The organism is Mesorhizobium sp. M0195 (genome assembly GCF_040322115.1).
Taxonomy (GTDB): Bacteria; Pseudomonadota; Alphaproteobacteria; order Rhizobiales; family Rhizobiaceae; genus Mesorhizobium.
This window is the reverse complement of record NZ_JAMYSV010000003.1, coordinates 1-19,428: the sequence shown is the minus strand read 5'-3', so window position 1 is coordinate 19,428 and position 19,428 is coordinate 1. Positions and strand designations below refer to the sequence as shown.

Annotated in this window: 20 protein-coding genes; 9 read left to right on the top strand and 11 right to left on the bottom strand. The window is 64.7% G+C overall.

The features are described 5' to 3' along the window. Positions 1–61 precede the first annotated feature (61 nt). On the bottom strand, positions 62–1,018 hold the full coding sequence (locus NKJ12_RS08295) for a LysR substrate-binding domain-containing protein (RefSeq protein ID WP_023680469.1): 957 nt from the start codon (positions 1,016–1,018) through the stop codon (positions 62–64). A 179-nt stretch (positions 1,019–1,197) separates the two neighbouring features. Between NKJ12_RS08295 and NKJ12_RS08290 the strand changes: the two genes are divergently transcribed. Beyond that, positions 1,198–1,488: a DUF1127 domain-containing protein gene (locus tag NKJ12_RS08290; protein WP_352475835.1), complete on the top strand. Its 291-nt coding sequence runs from the start codon at positions 1,198–1,200 to the stop codon at positions 1,486–1,488. A gap of 175 nt (positions 1,489–1,663) precedes the next feature. Here NKJ12_RS08290 and NKJ12_RS08285 read toward each other — a convergent pair whose 3' ends face one another. The 4 genes from NKJ12_RS08285 to NKJ12_RS08270 all read right to left on the bottom strand — a co-directional run bounded on the left by NKJ12_RS08285 (position 1,664) and on the right by NKJ12_RS08270 (position 5,710). Next, on the bottom strand, positions 1,664–2,620 hold the full coding sequence (locus NKJ12_RS08285; RefSeq protein ID WP_352702117.1) for a DUF937 domain-containing protein: 957 nt from the start codon (positions 2,618–2,620) through the stop codon (positions 1,664–1,666). Between the two features lie 102 nt (positions 2,621–2,722). Next, positions 2,723–4,096: a glutamate--cysteine ligase gene (locus tag NKJ12_RS08280; RefSeq protein ID WP_352702115.1), complete on the bottom strand. Its 1,374-nt coding sequence runs from the start codon at positions 4,094–4,096 to the stop codon at positions 2,723–2,725. Positions 4,097–4,281: 185 nt separating this feature from the next. Further along, positions 4,282–5,016, bottom strand: a complete 735-nt coding sequence (locus NKJ12_RS08275) for a 16S rRNA (uracil(1498)-N(3))-methyltransferase (protein ID WP_352702530.1) — start codon at positions 5,014–5,016, stop codon at positions 4,282–4,284. 31 nt (positions 5,017–5,047) lie between these two features. Beyond that, a complete protein-coding gene (locus tag NKJ12_RS08270; protein WP_352702113.1) occupies positions 5,048–5,710 on the bottom strand; it encodes a hypothetical protein in 663 nt (220 codons plus the stop codon). Positions 5,711–5,784: 74 nt separating this feature from the next. Between NKJ12_RS08270 and NKJ12_RS08265 the strand changes: the two genes are divergently transcribed. Then, positions 5,785–6,483, top strand: a complete 699-nt coding sequence (locus tag NKJ12_RS08265) for a type 1 glutamine amidotransferase (RefSeq protein WP_352702110.1) — start codon at positions 5,785–5,787, stop codon at positions 6,481–6,483. 296 nt (positions 6,484–6,779) lie between these two features. Then, positions 6,780–6,911 carry a hypothetical protein gene (locus NKJ12_RS08260; protein ID WP_352702558.1) on the top strand — a complete coding sequence of 44 codons (132 nt, stop codon included), beginning with the start codon at positions 6,780–6,782 and terminating at the stop codon, positions 6,909–6,911. Positions 6,912–6,939: 28 nt separating this feature from the next. Here NKJ12_RS08260 and NKJ12_RS08255 read toward each other — a convergent pair whose 3' ends face one another. The 3 genes from NKJ12_RS08255 to NKJ12_RS08245 are packed head-to-tail and all read right to left on the bottom strand — an operon-like array spanning position 6,940 to position 9,744. Beyond that, complete coding sequence (locus tag NKJ12_RS08255; protein ID WP_352702528.1) at positions 6,940–7,710, bottom strand: metallophosphoesterase family protein; 771 nt, start codon at positions 7,708–7,710, stop codon at positions 6,940–6,942. Positions 7,711–7,748: 38 nt separating this feature from the next. Beyond that, positions 7,749–8,885, bottom strand: a complete 1,137-nt coding sequence (locus tag NKJ12_RS08250) for an alpha-hydroxy acid oxidase (RefSeq protein WP_352475830.1) — start codon at positions 8,883–8,885, stop codon at positions 7,749–7,751. A gap of 55 nt (positions 8,886–8,940) precedes the next feature. Further along, a complete protein-coding gene (locus NKJ12_RS08245) occupies positions 8,941–9,744 on the bottom strand; it encodes a FadR/GntR family transcriptional regulator (RefSeq protein ID WP_352702108.1) in 804 nt (267 codons plus the stop codon). Between the two features lie 210 nt (positions 9,745–9,954). On the opposite strand from NKJ12_RS08245, the gene NKJ12_RS08240 reads away from it, so the two are divergent. The 5 genes from NKJ12_RS08240 to glcF all read left to right on the top strand — a co-directional run bounded on the left by NKJ12_RS08240 (position 9,955) and on the right by glcF (position 16,181). After that, positions 9,955–11,289, top strand: coding sequence for a DUF3422 family protein (locus NKJ12_RS08240; protein WP_352702106.1), 1,335 nt, complete (start codon positions 9,955–9,957; stop codon positions 11,287–11,289). A gap of 136 nt (positions 11,290–11,425) precedes the next feature. Further along, positions 11,426–12,922 carry an FAD-linked oxidase C-terminal domain-containing protein gene (locus tag NKJ12_RS08235; protein WP_352702104.1) on the top strand — a complete coding sequence of 499 codons (1,497 nt, stop codon included), beginning with the start codon at positions 11,426–11,428 and terminating at the stop codon, positions 12,920–12,922. Between the two features lie 222 nt (positions 12,923–13,144). Beyond that, on the top strand, positions 13,145–14,401 hold the full coding sequence (locus tag NKJ12_RS08230; RefSeq protein WP_352506896.1) for an FAD-binding protein: 1,257 nt from the start codon (positions 13,145–13,147) through the stop codon (positions 14,399–14,401). Continuing rightward, positions 14,398–14,781: a DUF4870 family protein gene (locus tag NKJ12_RS08225; RefSeq protein ID WP_352506895.1), complete on the top strand. Its 384-nt coding sequence runs from the start codon at positions 14,398–14,400 to the stop codon at positions 14,779–14,781. The genes NKJ12_RS08230 and NKJ12_RS08225 overlap by 4 nt, the downstream gene beginning before the upstream one ends. A gap of 68 nt (positions 14,782–14,849) precedes the next feature. After that, on the top strand, positions 14,850–16,181 hold the full coding sequence (glcF, locus tag NKJ12_RS08220) for a glycolate oxidase subunit GlcF (protein WP_352702102.1): 1,332 nt from the start codon (positions 14,850–14,852) through the stop codon (positions 16,179–16,181). 12 nt (positions 16,182–16,193) lie between these two features. Here glcF and NKJ12_RS08215 read toward each other — a convergent pair whose 3' ends face one another. Continuing rightward, positions 16,194–17,114, bottom strand: coding sequence for a bifunctional 5,10-methylenetetrahydrofolate dehydrogenase/5,10-methenyltetrahydrofolate cyclohydrolase (locus NKJ12_RS08215; protein WP_352506893.1), 921 nt, complete (start codon positions 17,112–17,114; stop codon positions 16,194–16,196). Between the two features lie 268 nt (positions 17,115–17,382). After that, positions 17,383–18,117, bottom strand: a complete 735-nt coding sequence (locus tag NKJ12_RS08210) for a L,D-transpeptidase (protein ID WP_254819319.1) — start codon at positions 18,115–18,117, stop codon at positions 17,383–17,385. 222 nt (positions 18,118–18,339) lie between these two features. Between NKJ12_RS08210 and NKJ12_RS08205 the strand changes: the two genes are divergently transcribed. Continuing rightward, positions 18,340–18,975: a DNA-3-methyladenine glycosylase I gene (locus tag NKJ12_RS08205; protein WP_352702100.1), complete on the top strand. Its 636-nt coding sequence runs from the start codon at positions 18,340–18,342 to the stop codon at positions 18,973–18,975. 4 nt (positions 18,976–18,979) lie between these two features. Here the strand turns inward: NKJ12_RS08205 and NKJ12_RS08200 are convergent, their stop codons facing one another. Next, entirely contained in the window at positions 18,980–19,234 is a 255-nt protein-coding gene (locus NKJ12_RS08200) for a hypothetical protein (protein WP_352702099.1), read from the bottom strand. Positions 19,235–19,428 lie beyond the last annotated feature (194 nt).

The following is a 19,428-nucleotide window of genomic DNA, read 5'->3' as shown; positions in this document are numbered from 1 at the left end:
GGGGAACGGTTGTTGGCCGCCGTCAAGGCGGCCGTGTTCGATGTCGGCCCCAATCGCGCGATCACCAGCCCGGCAGGATCTGGTTCGGCTTCGTCCGTTTCATCTTGGCGAAGGCGAGGGCGGCGAAATCGAACGTGCCGGTCTCCTCGCCGAGCGGCACGGAAATATTGTCGAGGCTTTCCGAAATGTGGCGCGCAAGCGCGTCGACGATCTCCGGCCGCGAGGTCTGGCCGCGCATGATGCCGATGCGGCAATCGGGCAGGGCGCCGAAACCGTCGGCCTCGCCCAGCACCCGCATGCCGGGCCGCAGCGCGCATTCTGGCAGCACCGAGATCGCCAGGCCGGAAAGCACCGCGGCGGCGATGACGGTGGCAGAGAAGCTGGTGAACAGGATGCGATAGTCGCGGCTCTGCTGGTCGAGCACGTCGGCGGCGGCTCGCCGCCAGATGCAGTTCGGCCGGCCGAAGGCCATCGGCAGGATCGGCTGCTCATGCGTCGCGTGGTTGGCCGAGGTAACCCACAGCAGCGGTTCGCGCCGCACCACTTCCGACTGGCCGCGCGCGTCATTGTGCGTCACCAGCGCCAGGTCGAGATTGCCGCGCTTGATGTGTTCGACCAGTCCCGGCGTCGGTTCGCAGATAACGGTCAGTTCGACATGCGGGTTGGAGCGGGCAAACCGCGCCATGATCTCTGGCAGGAAGCGATCGGCATAGTCATCCGGCGTGCCGATGCGGATGGTGCCTTCGAGCCGGCGGTCGTCGAAGGCGGCCAGTGTTTCCTTGTTGAGATAGAGCAGCCGCCTTGCGTAGGAGAGCAGTCTATCGCCTTCCTCGGTCAGCCTGTTGGTGCGGCCGTCTTTTTCGAACAGCGGCTTGCCGATCCGTTCCTCCAGCCGCCGCATCTGCATCGACACCGCCGACTGGGTGCGATGCACCGCTTCCGCCGCGCGGGTAAAGCTGCCGGTGTCGACAATCGAGATGAAGGTCTGCAACTGATCGAGATCGAGCGGCGCTTTCATTGGCCTAATCCATCATTGATGCTGATGCTAAAGATTAGAAACATTCGTTGGATTAATCAATCGGGCCATGGCAAATTCCGATTTGTCCACATGAACGCATGTGAATCGAAGCCGGAACGGCCGCTGTTGCCAGCGCCCGATCGACCGGTTTCGCCCGTTCGAATGTGAAGGAGACCGACATGGCTACGTTTGATTTCGCTACCGAGACCTCGCGCATCACCTCGCGTCCGGCCGTTGCGACGCGCGTGGCCAATGCCGCTGCCAATGTTTACCGCGCCTGGAAAAACCGCCGCGCCTTTTATCGCCTCGGCGAGATGTCGGATGCCGAGCTCGCCGACATCGGCCTGACCCGCGCCGACCTGCACGTCGCTGTCGGTGTACCCTTTGGCCGAGATCCGACAGAAAGGCTTCGCGTCATCGCCATCGAGCGCGCCGAAACGATCGAGGATCTTGCCCGCAAGGTGGTGTGATCGCACAAATTCGCGATTTTGGTCGCATTGAACCTCTTGAGGCACGACGCCACCAAGTTACGCAGGCTCCCCACTCCCTGCCGGATCCCCCCGGCCAGCCTGCGCGCTGCCCGGTCCTCCCAGGACCGGGCTTTCTTTTTTGGGCGGCACTGATGATTGCTTGCCGGTGTCTGGTCTAGCGCCGGCCCATGCCTTGCTTGAACTGGTCGAAGATCGACTCCATGCCTTTCTGGTAGTCGTCGCGCTGCTGGGCGCCAGTCTCGAACATTTTGCCGAACAGGTCGTCGAACGGATTTCTCGGCCTGCCGCTCGGATTGGCCTGCGGCTGCGGCGCCTGGGGTTGCTGCGGCGCCTGACGCGGCTGAGACTGTTGTGCGCCACCGCCGAACATGTCCTGCAGTACTTTGCCGAGCGGATTGTCACCATAAGGGTTCTGTGTCTGCTGCGGCTGGCTTTGGGGCTGCTGCCCGCCGCCGAACATGTCCTGCAACACCTTGCCCAGCGGGTTGTCGCCGTAAGGGCTCTGCGTCTGTTGCGGCTGCTGCCCGCCGAACATATCCTGCAGCACCTTGCCGAGCGGGTTATCCGTGGGGGCCGCAGGCTGAGGGGCCGGTGCCTGGCTGCCGCCGCCCGCCTGCCGCATCATCTGCTCGATGAGTTCGCCGAGCGGATTGCCGCCACTGCCTGCCGCATGCATCTGTCCGCCTAGCTGGTTGGTGGTCTGCTTGAACAGCCCGCCCATCATCATCGAGGCGATTGCCGGCAGCATCTGCTGCAGCACCTGCTGGCTGACGCCACTCGCCTGCGCGGCCTGGTTGGCAACGGCCCGCGACAGGTCCTTCGAGCCGAACAGATGGCCGAGAATGCCGTTGCCCTCATCGAGGCCCTGCGGCGAGAAAGCCCGGCTTGCATCCTCGAAATATTTGGCGTGCTGGCCGCTGGCCATCGCCGTCATGAAGGAGCCGAGCCCGTAAGGGTCCGCCGTGTTGCGCTTGAGCCCCTGCGAAAAGGCCGGCAGCAGCGCCGCGACCGCCGCCTGCGTCTGCTGCTGCGACAGCCCGAACTGCTGGGCCAGCGCCTGCATGCCGTTGCCGTTCTGGGCCTGTGCCAGAATATCGAACAAGGAAGGCATTGTTTTCTCCTCCGGGAAAATCCTCGTTGGAAAAGCCTAGTTCGTTTCCATCACTGATTGAAGCGAATTTGCCGGACCGTGGCTCATGCGGACAGGGAAGCGTTAATACGCGTATTCCATGAATACCGGCTCGATCGAGCCGCCCCAGCGTGTGTGGTAGGCGGAGAGCATCTCCTCGGCGCTGGTCGTGCCGCGCGCGACGACCTCGTCCAGCGTGTTGAGGAACGAGGTCTCGTCGTAGCCGTCGCGGTTCTTGCGGCCACGGTTCTTCAGTCCCATGCGCGAGATGACGAGCACGTCGCGGGCGATCTCGCGCAACGTCGTGTTGCGGAAGGGCGCCGAAATGCCCTGTTGCGGCACCGCGTTGCGCATCGCCAGCACTTCTTCATAGCTCCAGCTCGAGGTCAGCGCCTCGGCCGCGTCGAGCGCTGCCGCGTCGTAGAGCAGCCCGACCCAGAAGGCCGGCAGCGCGCAGATGCGCCGCCACGGCCCGCCATCGGCGCCGCGCATTTCGAGAAAGCGCTTCAGCCGCACGTCCGGGAACAGGGTCGACAGATGGTTCGCCCAGTCGCCCATCGTCGGCAGCCCGTCCGGCAGTTCGTTACGGGCAGCGCCCGCCATGAACTGGCGGAAGGTGATGTGAGTCATGTCATGGTACTGGCCGTCGCGGATGACGAAATACATCGGCACGTCGAGCGCCCATTCGACATAATCGGCAAAGCCGAAATCGGGCGAGAAGCAGAATTCGAGGAGGCCGGAGCGCTGATTGTCGGTGTCGCGCCAGATCTCGCCGCGCCAGCTCTGCAAGCCGTTCGGCCGGCTTTCGGTGAAGGGCGAGTTGGCAAACAGCGCCGTCGACAGTGGCTGCAATTTCAGCGACACCTGCATCTTGCGGCGCATGTCGGCTTCGCTCTCGAAGTCGAGGTTCACCTGGATCGTGCAGGTCCGGTACATCATGTCGAGGCCCTTGGTGCCGACCTTGGGCATGTAGCGCGTCATGATCTCGTAGCGCGATTTCGGCATTTTCGGCGTCTCGGCCAGCGACCATTTCGGGCTGCCGCCAAGGCCGAGAAAACGAATGCCCATCGGTTCAGCGATCTCGCGCACCTGCGCCAGATGCGCATTGCCTTCGCGGCAGGTCTGGTGGATCGTCTCCAGCGGCGCGCCGGACAGCTCGAACTGGCCGCCTGGCTCCAGCGAGATCGCGCCCTGACCGGTCGGCTCGACCAGTCCGATGAGGCGGCCGGCATCCATGATCGGGTCCCAGCCGAGTTTGTCCTGCATGCCTTCGAGGATGGCGCGGATGCCGCGCTCGCCGCCATAGGGCACCGGGGCATTGCCGTCGACATAGAACGGGAATTTCTCGTGCTCGGTGCCGATGCGCCATTTGTCGCGCGGCTTGTTGCCTTCGGCCAGGTGCTCGACGAGTTCGTCGACGCCTTCGATCGGCCGGAAATCGGTGGTATCGCGCGCCATAATAGCCCTCCGCACATGACCCCGAAAACCGGCTTCGATTTTCTGAAGGGATCAGGTGCCCAATCAAATGCTACAGCGTCCTTTGCGCGTCCGAAAGGACACGCGGCCACTGCCGGCGCTAGATGGACGAAATGTCAGTAGCCGATCAAGCGAAAAATCCTGAGCCAGAGGGTAACGGGAATTGATCACCAATCGCCGATTGTCGCCTGGATCAGCGCCAGTGCCGCCACCGCCGCCGTATCCGCTCGCAGGATGCGCGGCCCGAGCGGAATGGCGGTAACGAAGGGCAGCGCTCTCAGCATCCTGCGTTCCTCGTCGGAAAAGCCGCCCTCAGGCCCGACCAGCAGACCGAGCTTTCTCTCCCGCACCGCCTGCAATGCCGGCAGGGGATTGTTGGTCGATGCATCCTCGTCGCAGAAGATCAGCCGCCGCTTGCGGTCCCAACCCGCCAGCAGGCGCTCGAATTTTTCCGCTTCGCGCAGCTCCGGCACCGCCAATATGCCGCATTGCTCGGCCGCCTCGACGACATTGGCGCGCAGGCGCTCGATACCGGGTTTTGCCACTTGCGTGTGCTGGGTGATGACCGGCTGCAGGATGCCGGCGCCCATCTCCACCGCCTTTTGCACGAGGTAGTCGAGCCGCCCTTGCTTCAGCGGCGCGAAGCAATAGACGAGATCGGGCAGCGGCGGCTGCGGCCGCTGCAGCTTCATCACCTTCAGGCGCAACGCCTTCTTCGACTTCGCGGCGATCGCCGCCGACCATTCGCCGTCGCGCCCGTTGAAGACCAGAATTTCGGCGCCTTCGCCGAGCCGCAGCACATGCGAGAGATAATGGCTCTGCTGCTGGCCGACGTCGAACTCGATATCCGCTCCAAGTTCGTCCGGCACGAACAGCCGCTGCATCTTGTAATTGGCGCGCATCGCCGAGGAATGGGCGAGGCCGTCGCCGGCGTCAAGGCTCCGCGCTGGCGTGCCAGACAGGTCTGTAGCCACGCTTCAGCACGGAAACAGTTGTCGCCGGCGTGAGCATGCCGATTGGACCGTCGGCAAAATCGCCGAATCCCACCGGATCGCCATAGCCGCCGAAACTCCAGGGCAGCGCGGCGCCGTCAAACAGGGCGTACGCCCTGTTTCCTGACGAGATCATCGTGCCGTCCGGCAGGTCCGCAAGCGCCTCCGGTTTCAGTCGCGGCGCCCGCCCGCCCGATGCCAGGCGCTCCTTGTGCAGGCGCTTGTCGAGCTGCGGCGCGCGTGGCTCGGCAAGGCCGAAGGCGTCGCCGAAGCGCTGGACAAAATCCCTGGCCCGCTCGCGCCGGCAGAAGAAGCAGGGCCGGTGCCCGGCGGCAAGTGCCGTCACCTCGTCGAGGAAAAACAGCTCGGTCCAGCCGGCCTTGCCGCCCAATTGGTCGTCGCTTTGCCGGTTGCGCCCCATCGGCTGGCGCCGCACGTCGCCGTATTCGCAGACACAGATGATCCAGGCTTGCAGCGCCCAGCGCTTCTTCAACAGCGTTCTCGTCTCGGGGTCGTGAATGATGCCGCGATTGCCCATGAACAGGCCGCGCTCCGGCACGGCATGGATGGCGCCGAACGGGTCGACCCGGTTTTGCAGTGGCATAGGCGTTCCCTGTTGGCTGCAATGCTGAGGCCATGATATCGCTCGCTGCATCAATTTCATGTCAGCAGGTTTCGATGCGGGTCTTGGTCGTCCAGAACATCGACAATGAGGGCCTTGGCCAGATCGGCGCGGCGCTTGTCGAGGCGGGCGCCGATATCGACCTGCGCCGGCCGTATCGCGGCGACGCGCTGCCGCAAGATAGCGGCTGGCATGACGCCATGGTGGTGCTCGGCGGCGCCCAGAATGCGCTGGACGACGAGCTCTGCCCGTATTTCCCGGGCCTGCTCGATCTGACGCGCAACTTTGCCGACAGGGATCGCGCGGTGCTCGGCATCTGCCTTGGCAGCCAGTTGGTCGCGCGCGCCTTTGGCGGCGAGAACCAGATAGGCGGTGCCTCGGAGTTCGGCTGGCACGAGGTCGCGCTCACTGCGGCGGCGCAGGCCGATCCGGTGCTCGCCGCCTTGCCTGAAAAATTCCCGATCTTCCAATGGCACGACGACACCTTTGTCTTGCCCGAGACTGCCGTGCGGCTGGCCCGCAATGCCGTCGCCGAGAACCAGGCGTTCCGCATCGGCCGCGCCATCTACGGCTTCCAGTTCCATTTCGAGGCCGACAGTCCGATGGTGCGCGACTGGAGCACCTCCTTCGCACCGCTGATCGCCGAGCGGCATCCCGATTGGGCCGTCCGGCTCGACGATGAAATGGCCCGCAACGGACCGCAAGCCGATGCCGCCGGCCTGGCCATCGCCCGCGCCTGGGTGGCGACCATCTGACGGCTCATACAGCCAACGTATTTGGCGACGTTGCATATTTGGCACGCGGCGGCAAATCCGCCGGGGATAACGCGTTTCATCCTTGGCCTGTGTCAGTCCGCCAGCCTACAAGGCGCCCGCTCTGCATCTTGCGTGCAACCGCGATGAACCTTTCCTGTGACCCGCGCGACACACCGCCGATACAGAACATGCCTAGAAGCGCGAAACCGTCAGACATTTGCGACGTATTTCGCGTTTCAACGCATTGGTAACCCGCTCGTGCATAGATGCAGAAAGCTCAACAAGAGATGACGTCCGTGAAAGCAGTCTTTTTGTCCTTTGCCATGTTGTCGGCCATCGTCTTGTGCGGCCTCGGCATTTATTCCGCCGACGCGGCCAACAACCACAATGCCGTCGACGGCTACGGCGTCACCGCCGCGCTTCGCTAGACCCTCTGCACATAACCTCACGCCTTACCTACGCCCGCTCACCCGTCACCGTCAGGATCCGTTTCTCCGCGCCGTCCACGACGAGCGCGGTGAGGTTTCCCGAGTGCCAGGCGAGGGTGTCGACATTGACGCGGTTGCCGGCGATCTCGGGCTTGGCCACCGGCGTATGGCCGTGCACCACGATCTTGGGATGAAGGCCGGTATGGTCGTGGAAGACCTCGCGGATCCAGATCAGGTCCTGCGGGCTCTGGCTTTCCAGCGCAATGCCGGGCCGGATGCCGGCATGACAGAAGAAGAAGTCGCCGAATGTCACTGAAAAGGCCAGCGAGCGCAGGAACTCGACATGGTTCTGCGGCACCGCCTCGACCAGCGCGGCGTGCCCTTGCCGCAAGGCCGCATCGGCGCGGCCAAACCAGGTGCTGCTGCCACCGAGCGACACGCCATAGGATAGCGCCGTCTGGATGCCGCCATAGCGCATGAACAGGCCGTCCGGATCGGGGACATCGAGAAAATCGAGGAAGCCGAGATCATGATTTCCGGCCAGCATCAGGTGACGCGGATCGCGTTTTTGCGCGTCGATCAGGAAATCGATGACGCCTTTGGAGTCCGGACCCCGGTCGACATAGTCGCCGAGATGGATCACGCGCCAATCGGCAGTGGGCTTCCTCTCCAGCTCGCCCTCGATCCGGCGGTGCATGGCGGTCAGCAGGTCAAGCCGACCGTGCACATCGCCGATCGCATAGAGGCGCATGCCTTCCGGTCCGCGCGCTTCGAAAAAATTGATGCCGGGCTCCGTCAATGCCTGCGTCGCCTCCGTGGTCATGCCGTCACGGGACTTTAGCGCCGGAGCTGATCCTTGCCCATGTCGGTGACCAGACGCTTTCCGCACAGTGCCAGCGTTATGTCCATCTCCTTGCGGATGATTTCCAGCGCCTTGGTAACCCCTTCCTTGCCGAGTGCGCCAAGGCCGTACAGGAAAGGCCGTCCGATATAGGTGCCCTTGGCGCCGAGGCACAGTGCTTTGAGCACGTCCTGGCCGGAACGGATGCCGCCGTCCATATGCACCTCGATCGTGTCGCCGACGGCGTCGGCGATCTCTTCCAGCGCCATGATCGACGACGAGGCGCCGTCGAGCTGGCGGCCGCCATGGTTGGAAACGATGATCGCGTCGGCGCCCGTCCTGGCCGCCATCAGCGCATCTTCCTTGTCGAGTATGCCTTTCAGGATCAGCTTGCCGCCCCAGCGCTCCTTGATCCAGGCGACGTCCTTCCACGACAGATGCGGATCGAACTGCTCCTTCGTCCACGACGACAGCGAGGCGAGGTCGCCGACGCCCTTGGCATGGCCGACGATGTTGCGGAAGCTCCGGCGCTTGGTGCCGGCCATGCCGACGCACCAGCGCGGCCTGGTCGCCATCTGCCAGAGGTGCTTCGGCGTCATCCGCGGCGGCGCCGAAAGCCCGTTGCGGATATCCTTGTGGCGCTGACCAAGGATCTGCAGGTCGAGCGTCAGCACCAGTGCCGAACATTTCGCCGCTTTTGCGCGGTCGATCAAATCGAAGACGAAGTCCTTGTCGCGCAGCACATAGAGCTGGAACCAGAACGGCTTCCTGGTCACCGACGCGACATCCTCGATCGAGCAGATGCTCATTGTCGACAGCGTGAACGGCACACCGAATTCTTCCGCAGCCTGCGCCGCCAGCATCTCGCCGTCCGGATGCTGCATGCCGGTCATGCCGGTCGGCGCCAGCGCCACCGGCATCGTCACCTTCTCGCCGATCATGGTCGATTCCAGCGAGCGGTTGTCCATGTCGACAAGCACGCGCTGGCGGAACTTGATCTTCTGGAAATCCTCTTCGTTGGCGCGGTAGGTGCTTTCGGTCCAGGCGCCGGAATCGGCGTAGTCGAAGAACATCTTCGGCACGCGGCGGCGCGCCAGGTCCTTGAGGTCGGCGATGGTGAGAATGCTGCTCATGGATCTTTTTCCGCTGGTTCTTCGCTGGTTCGTCGTTGAATTTTCTGGGCAGGGTCTACGGCTGTTTTCTTGCCGCCTCACCGTCACCGGGCTCGGAGCGTTGCCTGAGCCTCAGCCGCGACACGCGCTGCCAGTCGCCGCTGCGCTCGGCCTCGGCCATCGATCGTTCGACGTAGGAGATGTGGTCCATCGCCGCCTGCCGCGCCGCAGCCGGATCGCCGGCCTTGACCGCCGCATAGATTGCCCGGTGCTGCGAAAGCAGCGCCTCGCGCGCGCCCGGCACGTTGAACACCAGCCGCCGGTTCTGGAACACGCCTTCCGACAGCAGCCGATAACAGGAGCGCAGCGTGTGCAGCAGGATGATGTTGTGCGCGCATTCGCAGATCGCGTGATGGAACTCGATGTCGATTTCCGCCTCGTCGTCGAAATTGGCGGTCCGGTGCGCCTCGTCCATGCGCGCCATGATGCGGTCGAGCAGCGCCAGATCGTCCGGTGTGGCACGCCGCGCCGCATATTCGGCAGCCACCGCCTCGATCTCGCGGCGGTACTCCAGATAGTCGGTCACCGCCTTGCGATGCATCGAGATCAGGTCGGTCACCGGCTTGGTGAAAAGCTGGCCGATGACATCGGCGACATAGGTGCCGCCGCCTGGCCGTGTCGTCAACAGCCCGCGCCCTTCCAACGCTTTCAAGGCATCGCGCAGGATCGGCCGCGACACCTCGAACTGGCGCGCCAGCTCGCGCTCGCCCGGCAGCCGGTCGCCGGTGCGCAGCACGCCTTCGAGGATCAGGCTCTCGATCTGCTGCACCACCTCGTCGGCGGTGCGCGAATGCTCGATCCGGGAGAAAATGTCGCTCAAACGGGGTCCTGGGGGTTGAACCGAAGTCGCGCAAGATAAAGCCAGCGTCGCCAACTGGTCAAATTATTTATCCAATTCGCCGGGGCCGGGTCGATTTCGAAGCCGCGGCGCCATATCATCTTCAGCTAAATTGGGCGTTTGCGTCCTCGGGCGATTGCCTCTAGAGGGACCTCATTGCCAAAGAGCTCAGGGAAGCCCGGGGGACCAGCCGTGCCAGACGCCGACCCGTCCAACCTCGAATTCCAGCTGCGCGCCAAACCCGTGGGCGGCAGCGTCATGGGCTTTCCGGCGCATGAAGGTCGGCCGGGCGCGCTCGGCGAGGTCCACGCCCGGCCGCATCCGCTGGTCGAAAAGCCGCGCGTGCTGGTGCAGCTTTCCTTCATGACCGAAGCTGGATCCGGCGTCGATCAGGCCGTGCTTTCCGAATTGTCGCGACGCCTCGGCATCGCCGCGCCCGACCCCCACGCCCGCCACCACGCGATGAAATGGGGCAAGGGCTCGCTGCGCTGGGAACGGCACACGGAGTTCTCGACCTACCTCTGGGAAGGACCGCTCGCCGAAAACGGCAGAGGGCAAGAGGACACACCCTTCGGCAACGGGTTTTCGCCGCCGGGCACGGTGATTTCCGGCATTAGGCTCGAAATCCGCAAATGGACGCCGGCGAACGAGAGGCTGATCGCCGGCTTCGACCCGACCAGCCTGTGCTACTCGCTGGTCGAGCGCGGCAACGCCGCCATCGTCACCGATTTCCGCCAGGACGGCGACGGCTTGACCCGCATGCTGGTGCTCGACCGCGGCCTGACCCCGGCGCGCACCGGGGCACTGTCACAGCGGCTGATCGACATCGAGACCTACCGCACGCTGGCCATGCTTGGGCTGCCGCTGGCGCTGACGCTGTCCGGTCGCGCCCGCCGCATCGAAGACAGGCTGGCTCAGACCACCTTGGAAATGAAGGTCGCCGAGACCCGCGACAGCCAGACGCTACTTGCCGACTTGACCGAACTGGCCGCCGAGCTGGAGGCCGATGCCGCTTCCAGCCTCTACCGCTTCGGCGCCAGCCGCGCCTATGACGGCATCGTTCGCGAACGGCTGGAAGCGCTCGATGAAGAGGCGGTGCCCGGCTACGACACCTGGGGCGGTTTTCTGCAGCGCCGCGTGGCGCCGGCGATGCGTACCTGCCGTTCGGTCGAGGAGCGCCAGGCCAACCTGTCGACGAAGCTCACCCGTGCCACCACACTGCTGCGCACCTGGGTCGACGTCGAGGTCGAGAAGCAGAACCGCGATCTTTTGGCATCGATGAACAATCGCGCCCGCCTGCAATTGCGGCTGCAGCAGACGGTGGAGGGGCTCTCGGTCGCCGCGGTTTCCTACTATGTCGTCGGCCTCATCGGCTACGTCGCCAAGGGCGCCTCGATCTTCGGCCATGCCTTCGCGCCGGAAATGGTCACCGCCGCCTCGGTGCCGCTCGCCGTCGTGCTCGTCTGGTGGGGCGTGCGCCGCGTCCGCCGCATGCACTCCGAACCAGGCAAGCAGCCGGGCGAGTAATGTGGGGCGCAGCGGCAGATTGCCGCTGCGGAAGGCGGTCTCGGCCATAGGCCTCTGATCCCGTCCAACGCGGCATTTGCAAGCGACCACTGTCGCTGGTAAAAGATTTTTACCAGTCGATCGAAGGAGGCTGTCGATGTCCGGCCTTGCCATGCCGAAACCAGACGACGCCACGATGCGCCGGCGCGACGAGATCGTCGCCGATGTGCGCATCATGGTGCCGGGCGAGGGCGTCGTCGACGCCGCCAATGCCATGCGCGCCTTCGAGAGCGACGGGCTCACCGCCTACCGGCAATTGCCGCTCGTCGTTGTACTGCCGCAAACCGTGGCCCAGGTCTCGCGCGTGCTGAAATATTGCAGCGAACGCAACATCCGCGTCGTGCCGCGCGGCTCCGGCACCTCGCTCTCCGGCGGTGCGCTGCCGCTCGAAGACGCGGTGCTGCTGGTGATGAGCCGCTTCAACCGCATCCTCGAGATCGATTTTCAGAACCGCGTCGTCGTCGCCCAGCCCGGCGTCACCAATCTCGGCATCACCACCGCCGTCGAGCAGGAGGGCTTCTACTACGCCCCCGATCCATCCTCCCAGATCGCCTGCTCGATCGGCGGCAATGTCGCGGAAAATTCCGGCGGTGTGCACTGCCTGAAATACGGTCTCACCGCCAACAATGTGCTCGGCATCGAGATGGTGCTGATGAATGGCGAGGTGGTGCGCCTCGGCGGCAGCCATCTCGACGCGCAAGGCTACGACCTGCTCGGCGTCATGACCGGCTCCGAAGGACTGCTCGGCGTCGTAACCGAGGTCACCGTACGCATCCTGAAGAAGCCGGAGACGGCGCGTGCCCTGCTGATCGGTTTCCCGACCAGCGAGCAGGCCGGCCAATGCGTTGCCGACATCATCGGCGCCGGCATCATTCCGGGCGGCATGGAGATGATGGACCGTCCGGCCATCCACGCCGCCGAGGATTTCGTCCAGGCCGGCTATCCGCTCGATGTCGAGGCGCTGCTGATCGTCGAGCTGGACGGGCCGGGTGTCGAGGTCGATCACCTGATCGGCCTGGTCGAAGCCATCGCCTATAGGAACGGCTCGACCACATGCCGCATTTCGCAGTCGGAACAGCAGCGGCTGAGCTTCTGGGCCGGCCGCAAGGCGGCGTTCCCGGCGGTCGGCCGCATCTTGCCCGACTATTATTGCATGGACGGCACCATCCCGCGCAAGGAACTGCCGCGCGTGCTCGCCGGCATGCGCGAGCTGTCGCAGAAATACGGGCTCGGCGTCGCCAATGTCTTCCACGCCGGCGACGGCAATCTGCACCCGCTCATCCTCTATGACGCCAACGTGCCGGGCGAACTCGACAAGGCGGAGAGTTTCGGCGCCGACATATTGCGGCTCTGCGTCAAGGTCGGTGGCGTGCTGACCGGAGAGCACGGGGTCGGCATCGAGAAGCGCGACCTGATGCCGGAAATGTTCAACCAGATCGACCTCGACCAGCAGATGCGCGTCAAATGCGCCTTCGACCCCAACCATCTTTTGAATCCCGGCAAGGTCTTCCCGCAATTGAGGCGATGCGCCGAGCTCGGGCGGATGCACGTGCATCGCGGCCAAGTGGCGTTTCCGGACATTCCGAGGTTTTGAGGGTATGTTGGCGCTTGGACACCCCCCTCTGTCCTGCCGGACATCTCCCCCGCAAGGGGGGAGATTGGCTGCTTCAACGTCCTGCTCGCCTTCAAGCGTTGATGGTTGGCGAAAGCCTAAGCGACATCCGATCTCCCCCCTTGCGGGGGAGATGTCCGGCAGGACAGAGGGGGGTGGGAAGGATCGCGGCCTCTCGTCATTTACGACTGGTGGTTCTGCCGCATGACCACCTTCACCCCGACCACATCAGCGGAAACCGTCTCCACCGTCGCTTGGGCAGCGGCGGAAGACTCGCCGCTCGAAATCCTCGGCCACGGCTCCAAGCGCGGCATCGGCCGGCCGCAGCAGAGCGAGCATACGCTCGATCTTTCCAAACTCTCCGGCGTCATGCTTTACGAGCCGGCCGAACTGGTGCTGTCGGGAAAAGCCGGCACGCCGTTGGCCGAAATCGAAAGCCTGCTTGCCGAAAACGGCCAGCAACTTGCCTTCGAACCGATGGATTACGGCCCGCTGCTCGGCGGTGAGCCAGCGCGAGGCACGATCGGCGGCGCACTCGCCGCGAACCTTTCCGGCCCGCGCCGGCTGAAGGCCGGTGCTGCGCGCGACCACATTCTCGGCATATCTGCCGTTTCCGGGCGCGGCGAGGCCTTCAAGTCGGGCGGCCGCGTCGTCAAGAACGTCACCGGCTACGATCTGTCCAAGCTGATGGCCAACAGCTGGGGCACGCTGGCGGTGCTCACGGACGTCACCTTCAAGGTGCTGCCTGCTGCCGAGACCGAAGTCACGCTTGCCATCCGCGGCCTGCTCGACGATCACGCCGCCGCCGCCATGGCGCTGGCGCTGGGTTCCAGCGCCGAAGTGTCGAGTGCTGCCCATCTTCCCGAACGGGTCGCAGCCAGGGTCGCCGGCGGCAGTCTCGGCAGCGATGCCGCGACGCTGCTGCGCATCGAGGGCTTCGGCCCGTCGGTCGCTTACCGCATTGCCGCGCTGAAAGACCTGCTGAAAAACGCTGGGCCGCTGCAGGAGATTTCCGGTTCGGTCTCGTACTCGGTCTGGCGCGGTGTCCGCGACTGCGCGCCGTTCGCCGATGGCAGCGAAAGGCCGGTGTGGCGCGTCTCGATGGCGCCGTCGCGGGGCCACCAGATGGTGCTGGCGCTGCGCATGCAGGCCCCGGTCGATGCCTTCTATGATTGGCAGGGCGGGCTCATCTGGCTCCGCATGCAGCAGGACGATCCCGAGGCTGGCCTGTTGCGCGGCCTGATCAGAAGACATGGCGGCGGCCATGCGACGCTGGTGCGCGCAACCCCTTCGCACCGCGCCGCCGTACCGGTGTTCGAACCGCAAGCGCCGCAACTGGCAGCACTGTCGGCGCGGCTGAAGGCCGGATTCGACCCGAAGAATATCCTCAATCCCGGCCGTATGGCGCCGGGCGCAAGCTCTGCTACTCTCGCGCCGGCAACCGAGGGAGGAGCACAATGAGCGATCCAGGCCAAAACGGTACGTCACGCCAGACCGACCGCTGGCTGGAGCCCGGCCCGACCAACGCGCTGGTCATCTACATCCTCTATCTCGCCGGCCTGGCCATCGGCGTCAGCGGCATTGTCGGCATCGTCCTGGCCTATATCAATCGCGGCAAGGCCGGCGGCTTCGTCGAAGGCCACTACACATTCCTGATCCGCACCTTCTGGATCGGCCTGCTCTATGCACTGATCTCGGCGCTGCTGATGATCGTGGTCATCGGTGTCGTGCTGATTTTCGCCGTCGCCGTCTGGTTCATCGCCCGCTGCATTCTCGGCCTGCAGGCGCTGCAGCGCGGCGAAGCGGTCAAGAACCCCGAAAGCTGGTTTCTAGGATTATGAGCGTGATCCCCAAAAGTGGGTACCGGTTTTGGGAAAAGATCATGCTCAAACGGTAAGGATTTGTTTACGTGCAGACCAATTTCTCAGCTGCCCAGCTCGCCGATCCGCATGTCGCGGAATCGGAGAAGATCCTGCGCAAATGCGTACATTGCGGCTTCTGCACCGCCACCTGCCCGACCTATGTGACGCTCGGCAACGAGCTGGATTCGCCGCGCGGCCGGATTTACCTGATCAAGGACATGCTGGAAAATGGCCGGCCGGCCGACAAGGAGATCGTCACCCATATCGACCGCTGCCTGTCCTGCCTCGCCTGCATGACCACCTGTCCGTCGGGCGTCAACTACATGCATCTGGTCGACCACGCCCGCGCCCACATCGAGGAGACCTACAAGCGTCCCCTGGCCGATCGTCTGACCCGCGCCATGCTGGCCTTCGTGCTGCCCTATCCCTCGCGTTTCCGCGCGGCGCTCAAGCTGGCGAAGCTCGGCCAGCCATTCGCCGGCCTGTTTGAGAAAATCCAGGCCTTGAGGCCTCTGGGCGCTATGCTCAAGCTCGCACCCGCGTCGGTCCCGGCAGTCTCGCCGATGGCCTCGCCGGGCGTCCATGCGGGGCAGGGCCCGAAGAAAAATGGCCGCGTCGCCATCCTCACCGGCTGCGCGCAATCCGTGCTCGATCCCGGCATCAACGACACGACGATCTCGCTGCTGACCAGGCTTGGTGTCGAGGTCGTCGTACCCGAAGGCGAAGGCTGCTGCGGCGCGCTGGTGCATCACATGGGCCGCGAGGCGGCTGCCCTGGCGTCGGCCAGGCAGAATGTCGACGCCTGGACGCGCGCCATCGAGCAAGGCGGGCTCGATGCCATCGTCATCACCGCGTCAGGCTGTGGCACCACGATCAAGGATTATGGCTTCATGATGCGCCTCGATCCGGCCTATGCCGGCAAGGCGGCGCGCGTCTCGGCGCTGGCCAAGGACATCACCGAATACCTCGTGAGCCTCGACCTGCCCGAGCCGGTGCGCAAGCCGGGCACCGTCGTCGCCTATCACTCCGCCTGCTCGATGCAGCACGGCCAGAAGATCACCCGCCAGCCGAAGGAGCTTCTGGCCAAAGCCGGGTTCGTCGTGCGCGAGCCGCGCGAAGGGCATCTCTGCTGCGGTTCGGCCGGCACCTACAACATCCTGCAGCCCGGGATTTCGGCGACGCTGCGCGACCGCAAGGTCAGGAATATCGAGGCGACCGGCGCTGAAATCGTCGCCACCGGCAATATCGGCTGCATCACCCAGATCGCCTCTGCCGCGAAGCTGCCGGTGGTCCATACGATAAAGCTGCTCGACTGGGCCTATGGCGGGCCGAAGCCCGAAGGCGTTCGCGAAGAGAGGGCGGCTATCGCGGCCCAGTGATCCGCCAGTCGCCTACTCGGCCGCCAGTCTGTCCGCCGTGCCGTAGGTTGCCTGGTAGCGCGCGCGCTGGCGGCTGAGCGCCACCATGGTGTTGCGCAGCAGGATCGCCACGGTGATCGGGCCGACGCCGCCAGGCACCGGCGTGATCCACGACGCGACATGCCTAACGCTCTCGGCATCGACGTCGCCGACGATGCGGCTCTCGCCGTCTGGCCCGATCTCCGAATTGATGCCGATATCGATGACGGCCGCACCCGGCTTGACCATATCGGCCTTGATCAGCCGCGGCTTGCCCACGGCGACGAACAGCGCGTCGGCGCGGCGTGCGTGTGCCGCCACCGAGCGCGTCATGTGATGGCAGACCGTCACCGTCGCGCCTTCGCTCATCAAAAGGAAAGCGATCGGCTTGCCGACGATCTCGGAATGGCCGACGACCACCACTTCGAGCCCCTTCAGGTCGAGGCCGGTTTCCTTGAGCAGTTCGACCGAGGCAGCCGCCGTGCAGGGCGCCAGATCGAGCTGGTTGTAGACGATGTTGCCGATCGAGGCCGGATGCATGCCTTCGACGTCCTTGAGCGGATGCACCGCCGCCTGCAGCGTCTTGATCGGGATGTGCACCGGCACCGGTCGCTGGATGATGATGCCGGTGACGCGCGGGTCGGCGTTGAGGCCGTGGATCGCCGCTTCGAGTTCGCCGGCAGTGATGTCGGCGCGAAAGCGCCTTTCCTCGAAGCCGATGCCGGCAAGCCCCGCCTTGGCGCGCTGGTTGCGGACATAGACGTCGACCGCCGCCGTGTCGCCGACGGTGATCGACACCAGCTTGGGCGGAAAGCCTTCGGCGGTGGCGATCGCCGCGTCCTCGCGCACGCCGGCGATGATGCGTTGGGCCACCGGGCCGCCTCGGAGATAGCGGCTGTCGTCGGAGAGGGTCATCGAGATAGGGCCTTTGTCTGGAACTTTAGCCGCCACATAGCAAAGCAACCGCGAAAAGGCAGTGCGAAAAACGAACCGCCATGCCGGTCGCGCGACGTGCCGGCGAAATCTTCCCGTCAATTCTTGCTGGCGTTGGCGGAAACAAAAAGGGCAGCACGGCTTGCCGCGCTGCCCTTTCGTGACTGGCCGCATCCCCACACGGCCCGTCCCCCGTTATTCAATACTCCCGAGGCTTCTGAGCAGAATCATCGGTGAGGTCAACCGCAGATTACATCACTACAACCGTCGTGCCAACATTGACCCGCTCGTAAAGGTCGACCACGTCCTCGTTGCGCATGCGGATGCAGCCCGACGACACCGCGCCGCCGATCGTCCAGGGCTGATTGGTGCCGTGGATACGGTACTCGGTCGAGCCGAGATAGAGCGCGCGTGCGCCGAGCGGGTTTTCCATGCCGCCGGCGAGATAGGTCGGCAGATAACGGCCCTTGGCGGCCTCGCGGGCGATCATCACCGCCGGCGGCCGCCAGTCCGGCCAGACGCGCTTGTTGGTGATCTTGTGGGTGCCGGACCATTCGAAGCCCGGCTTGCCGGTGCCGACGCCATAACGCCGCGCCTTGCCGTTCTTCTCGACCAGATAGAGGAAATTCTCTCGCGTATCGATGACGATCGTGCCCGGCTTCTGCGGGCCGTCATAGGCGACTTCCTGCGGCAGATAGATCGGGTCGATCTGCGGCCGCATGATCATGCGCTTGGCCGGTGCCTGCACCGCTGCGGTGCGCAGCTGATCGGGTTCGGCCTGGCGCCGATAGCGCCGTTGCGGCTGCGCCTCTTGCCGGCTCTGCCGCACGATGCCCGGCGCATGGCCGAGCTGCAGCACCCAGGGCGCCGAAAGGTCGGGACTGACCACCACCGGCGGCCTCTCGGCATAGCGGTCGTTGGCATTGGCGGCACCGGCGGCAAGCACGGCGGCGGCGCCGAACAGTGGGAACAAGAATGTCTTCATCGCAACGCACCTTGATCGTCGAACATGCCGGGGTGCAAAGCCTCCCCGATTTCGCCGACATTGAGCGCGAAGCGGCCACCGAAACATGAATCGGAATGCGTAAAATGCCGATCTGTCAGTAAAGCTTTTGGTGTGGTTACCGCCCGGTTCAGGAATCTGGTAAAGCCACGGTAAAGGCCGCGTCAAAACGCGTTAACGCCAAGACACGAACGGAATTCCGCCATGGACGAAAAGACAGGGCTGCTTGCCGGTCCCGACGGCGTCGCCCGCTGCTTCTGGCACGGCAACCTGCCGGATTATCTGCACTACCACGACCACGAATGGGGCCGGCCGGTCGCCGACGATCGCCGCCTGTTCGAGAAGATCTGCCTCGAGGGTTTCCAGTCGGGCCTGTCCTGGCTGACCATATTGCGCAAGCGCGACAATTTCCGCGAGGCCTTCGCCAGCTTCGATGTCGACAAGATCGCCGCCTTCACCGACGCCGATGTCGAGCGCCTGCTCGGCAATGCCGGCATCATCCGCCACCGCGGCAAGATCGTCTCGACCATCAACAACGCCAGACGCGCCCGCGAGCTCATCGACGAGGCCGGCTCGCTGGCCGCCTGGTTCTGGAAGTTCGAGCCCGGCCCCGACGAGCGGCCCGAGATCGTCGATCTCGCGCATCTGCGCGCCAATCCGACGACGGCCGTCTCGGTCCGCATTTCGAAAGAACTGAAGAAGCGCGGCTGGAGCTTTGTCGGTCCGACCACCGTCTACGCCTTCATGCAGGCGATGGGGCTGGTCAATGACCATCTCGAGGGCTGCGTCTGCCGCGAGCCGGTCGAGGCGGAGCGGAAAGCCTTCAAGCGGCCGAAATAGCGGCTCAGGCGCCGCCGGCGCCGGCGAGGAAAAACCCGGCGAGGATGGCCGCCAGCGCGGCGAACACCGGATAGATCACCAGCAGGCCGGTTATCAGCACGTCGCGCATGGTCGGCCCGTTGCGCTGTTGCGCCGCGATCTCGAACGGTCCTGCGATTTGCTTCGTCGCCTTCGGCGCATGATTGTCGGCCGGCCGCAGCCGGACCGAGGCGTCGCGTGCGCCGCTATCGATGATGTCGAACTTTTGTAGCGTGGCCATGGCCCCGAACCCGTTGTTTCGGCGCGCTTATCGGCCCGGATTGTGTCGGCACGATGCCGCGCGCGTGGCGCAATTGTTTCAGCTTCTTTTTCTTGCCTTCTCCCACGATGGGCCTGTTGCGCAGTAACCGGGGATGTTTGGATGGGGCGGGATCGCAGGGATTTCGCTCGTCTTTGTGAGCTCCGCCCCCTTGT

Coding starts and splice junctions, on each gene's coding strand:
- NKJ12_RS08295 (WP_023680469.1), bottom strand. CDS start 1,018: ATGAAAGCGCCGCTCGATCTCGATCAGTTGCAGACCTTCATCTCGATT.
- NKJ12_RS08290 (WP_352475835.1), top strand. CDS start 1,198: ATGGCTACGTTTGATTTCGCTACCGAGACCTCGCGCATCACCTCGCGT.
- NKJ12_RS08285 (WP_352702117.1), bottom strand. CDS start 2,620: ATGCCTTCCTTGTTCGATATTCTGGCACAGGCCCAGAACGGCAACGGC.
- NKJ12_RS08280 (WP_352702115.1), bottom strand. CDS start 4,096: ATGGCGCGCGATACCACCGATTTCCGGCCGATCGAAGGCGTCGACGAA.
- NKJ12_RS08275 (WP_352702530.1), bottom strand. CDS start 5,016: ATGCGCGCCAATTACAAGATGCAGCGGCTGTTCGTGCCGGACGAACTT.
- NKJ12_RS08270 (WP_352702113.1), bottom strand. CDS start 5,710: ATGCCACTGCAAAACCGGGTCGACCCGTTCGGCGCCATCCATGCCGTG.
- NKJ12_RS08265 (WP_352702110.1), top strand. CDS start 5,785: ATGCGGGTCTTGGTCGTCCAGAACATCGACAATGAGGGCCTTGGCCAG.
- NKJ12_RS08250 (WP_352475830.1), bottom strand. CDS start 8,885: ATGAGCAGCATTCTCACCATCGCCGACCTCAAGGACCTGGCGCGCCGC.
- NKJ12_RS08235 (WP_352702104.1), top strand. CDS start 11,426: ATGTCCGGCCTTGCCATGCCGAAACCAGACGACGCCACGATGCGCCGG.
- NKJ12_RS08230 (WP_352506896.1), top strand. CDS start 13,145: ATGACCACCTTCACCCCGACCACATCAGCGGAAACCGTCTCCACCGTC.
- NKJ12_RS08225 (WP_352506895.1), top strand. CDS start 14,398: ATGAGCGATCCAGGCCAAAACGGTACGTCACGCCAGACCGACCGCTGG.
- NKJ12_RS08215 (WP_352506893.1), bottom strand. CDS start 17,114: ATGACCCTCTCCGACGACAGCCGCTATCTCCGAGGCGGCCCGGTGGCC.
- NKJ12_RS08210 (WP_254819319.1), bottom strand. CDS start 18,117: ATGAAGACATTCTTGTTCCCACTGTTCGGCGCCGCCGCCGTGCTTGCC.
- NKJ12_RS08205 (WP_352702100.1), top strand. CDS start 18,340: ATGGACGAAAAGACAGGGCTGCTTGCCGGTCCCGACGGCGTCGCCCGC.
- NKJ12_RS08200 (WP_352702099.1), bottom strand. CDS start 19,234: ATGGCCACGCTACAAAAGTTCGACATCATCGATAGCGGCGCACGCGAC.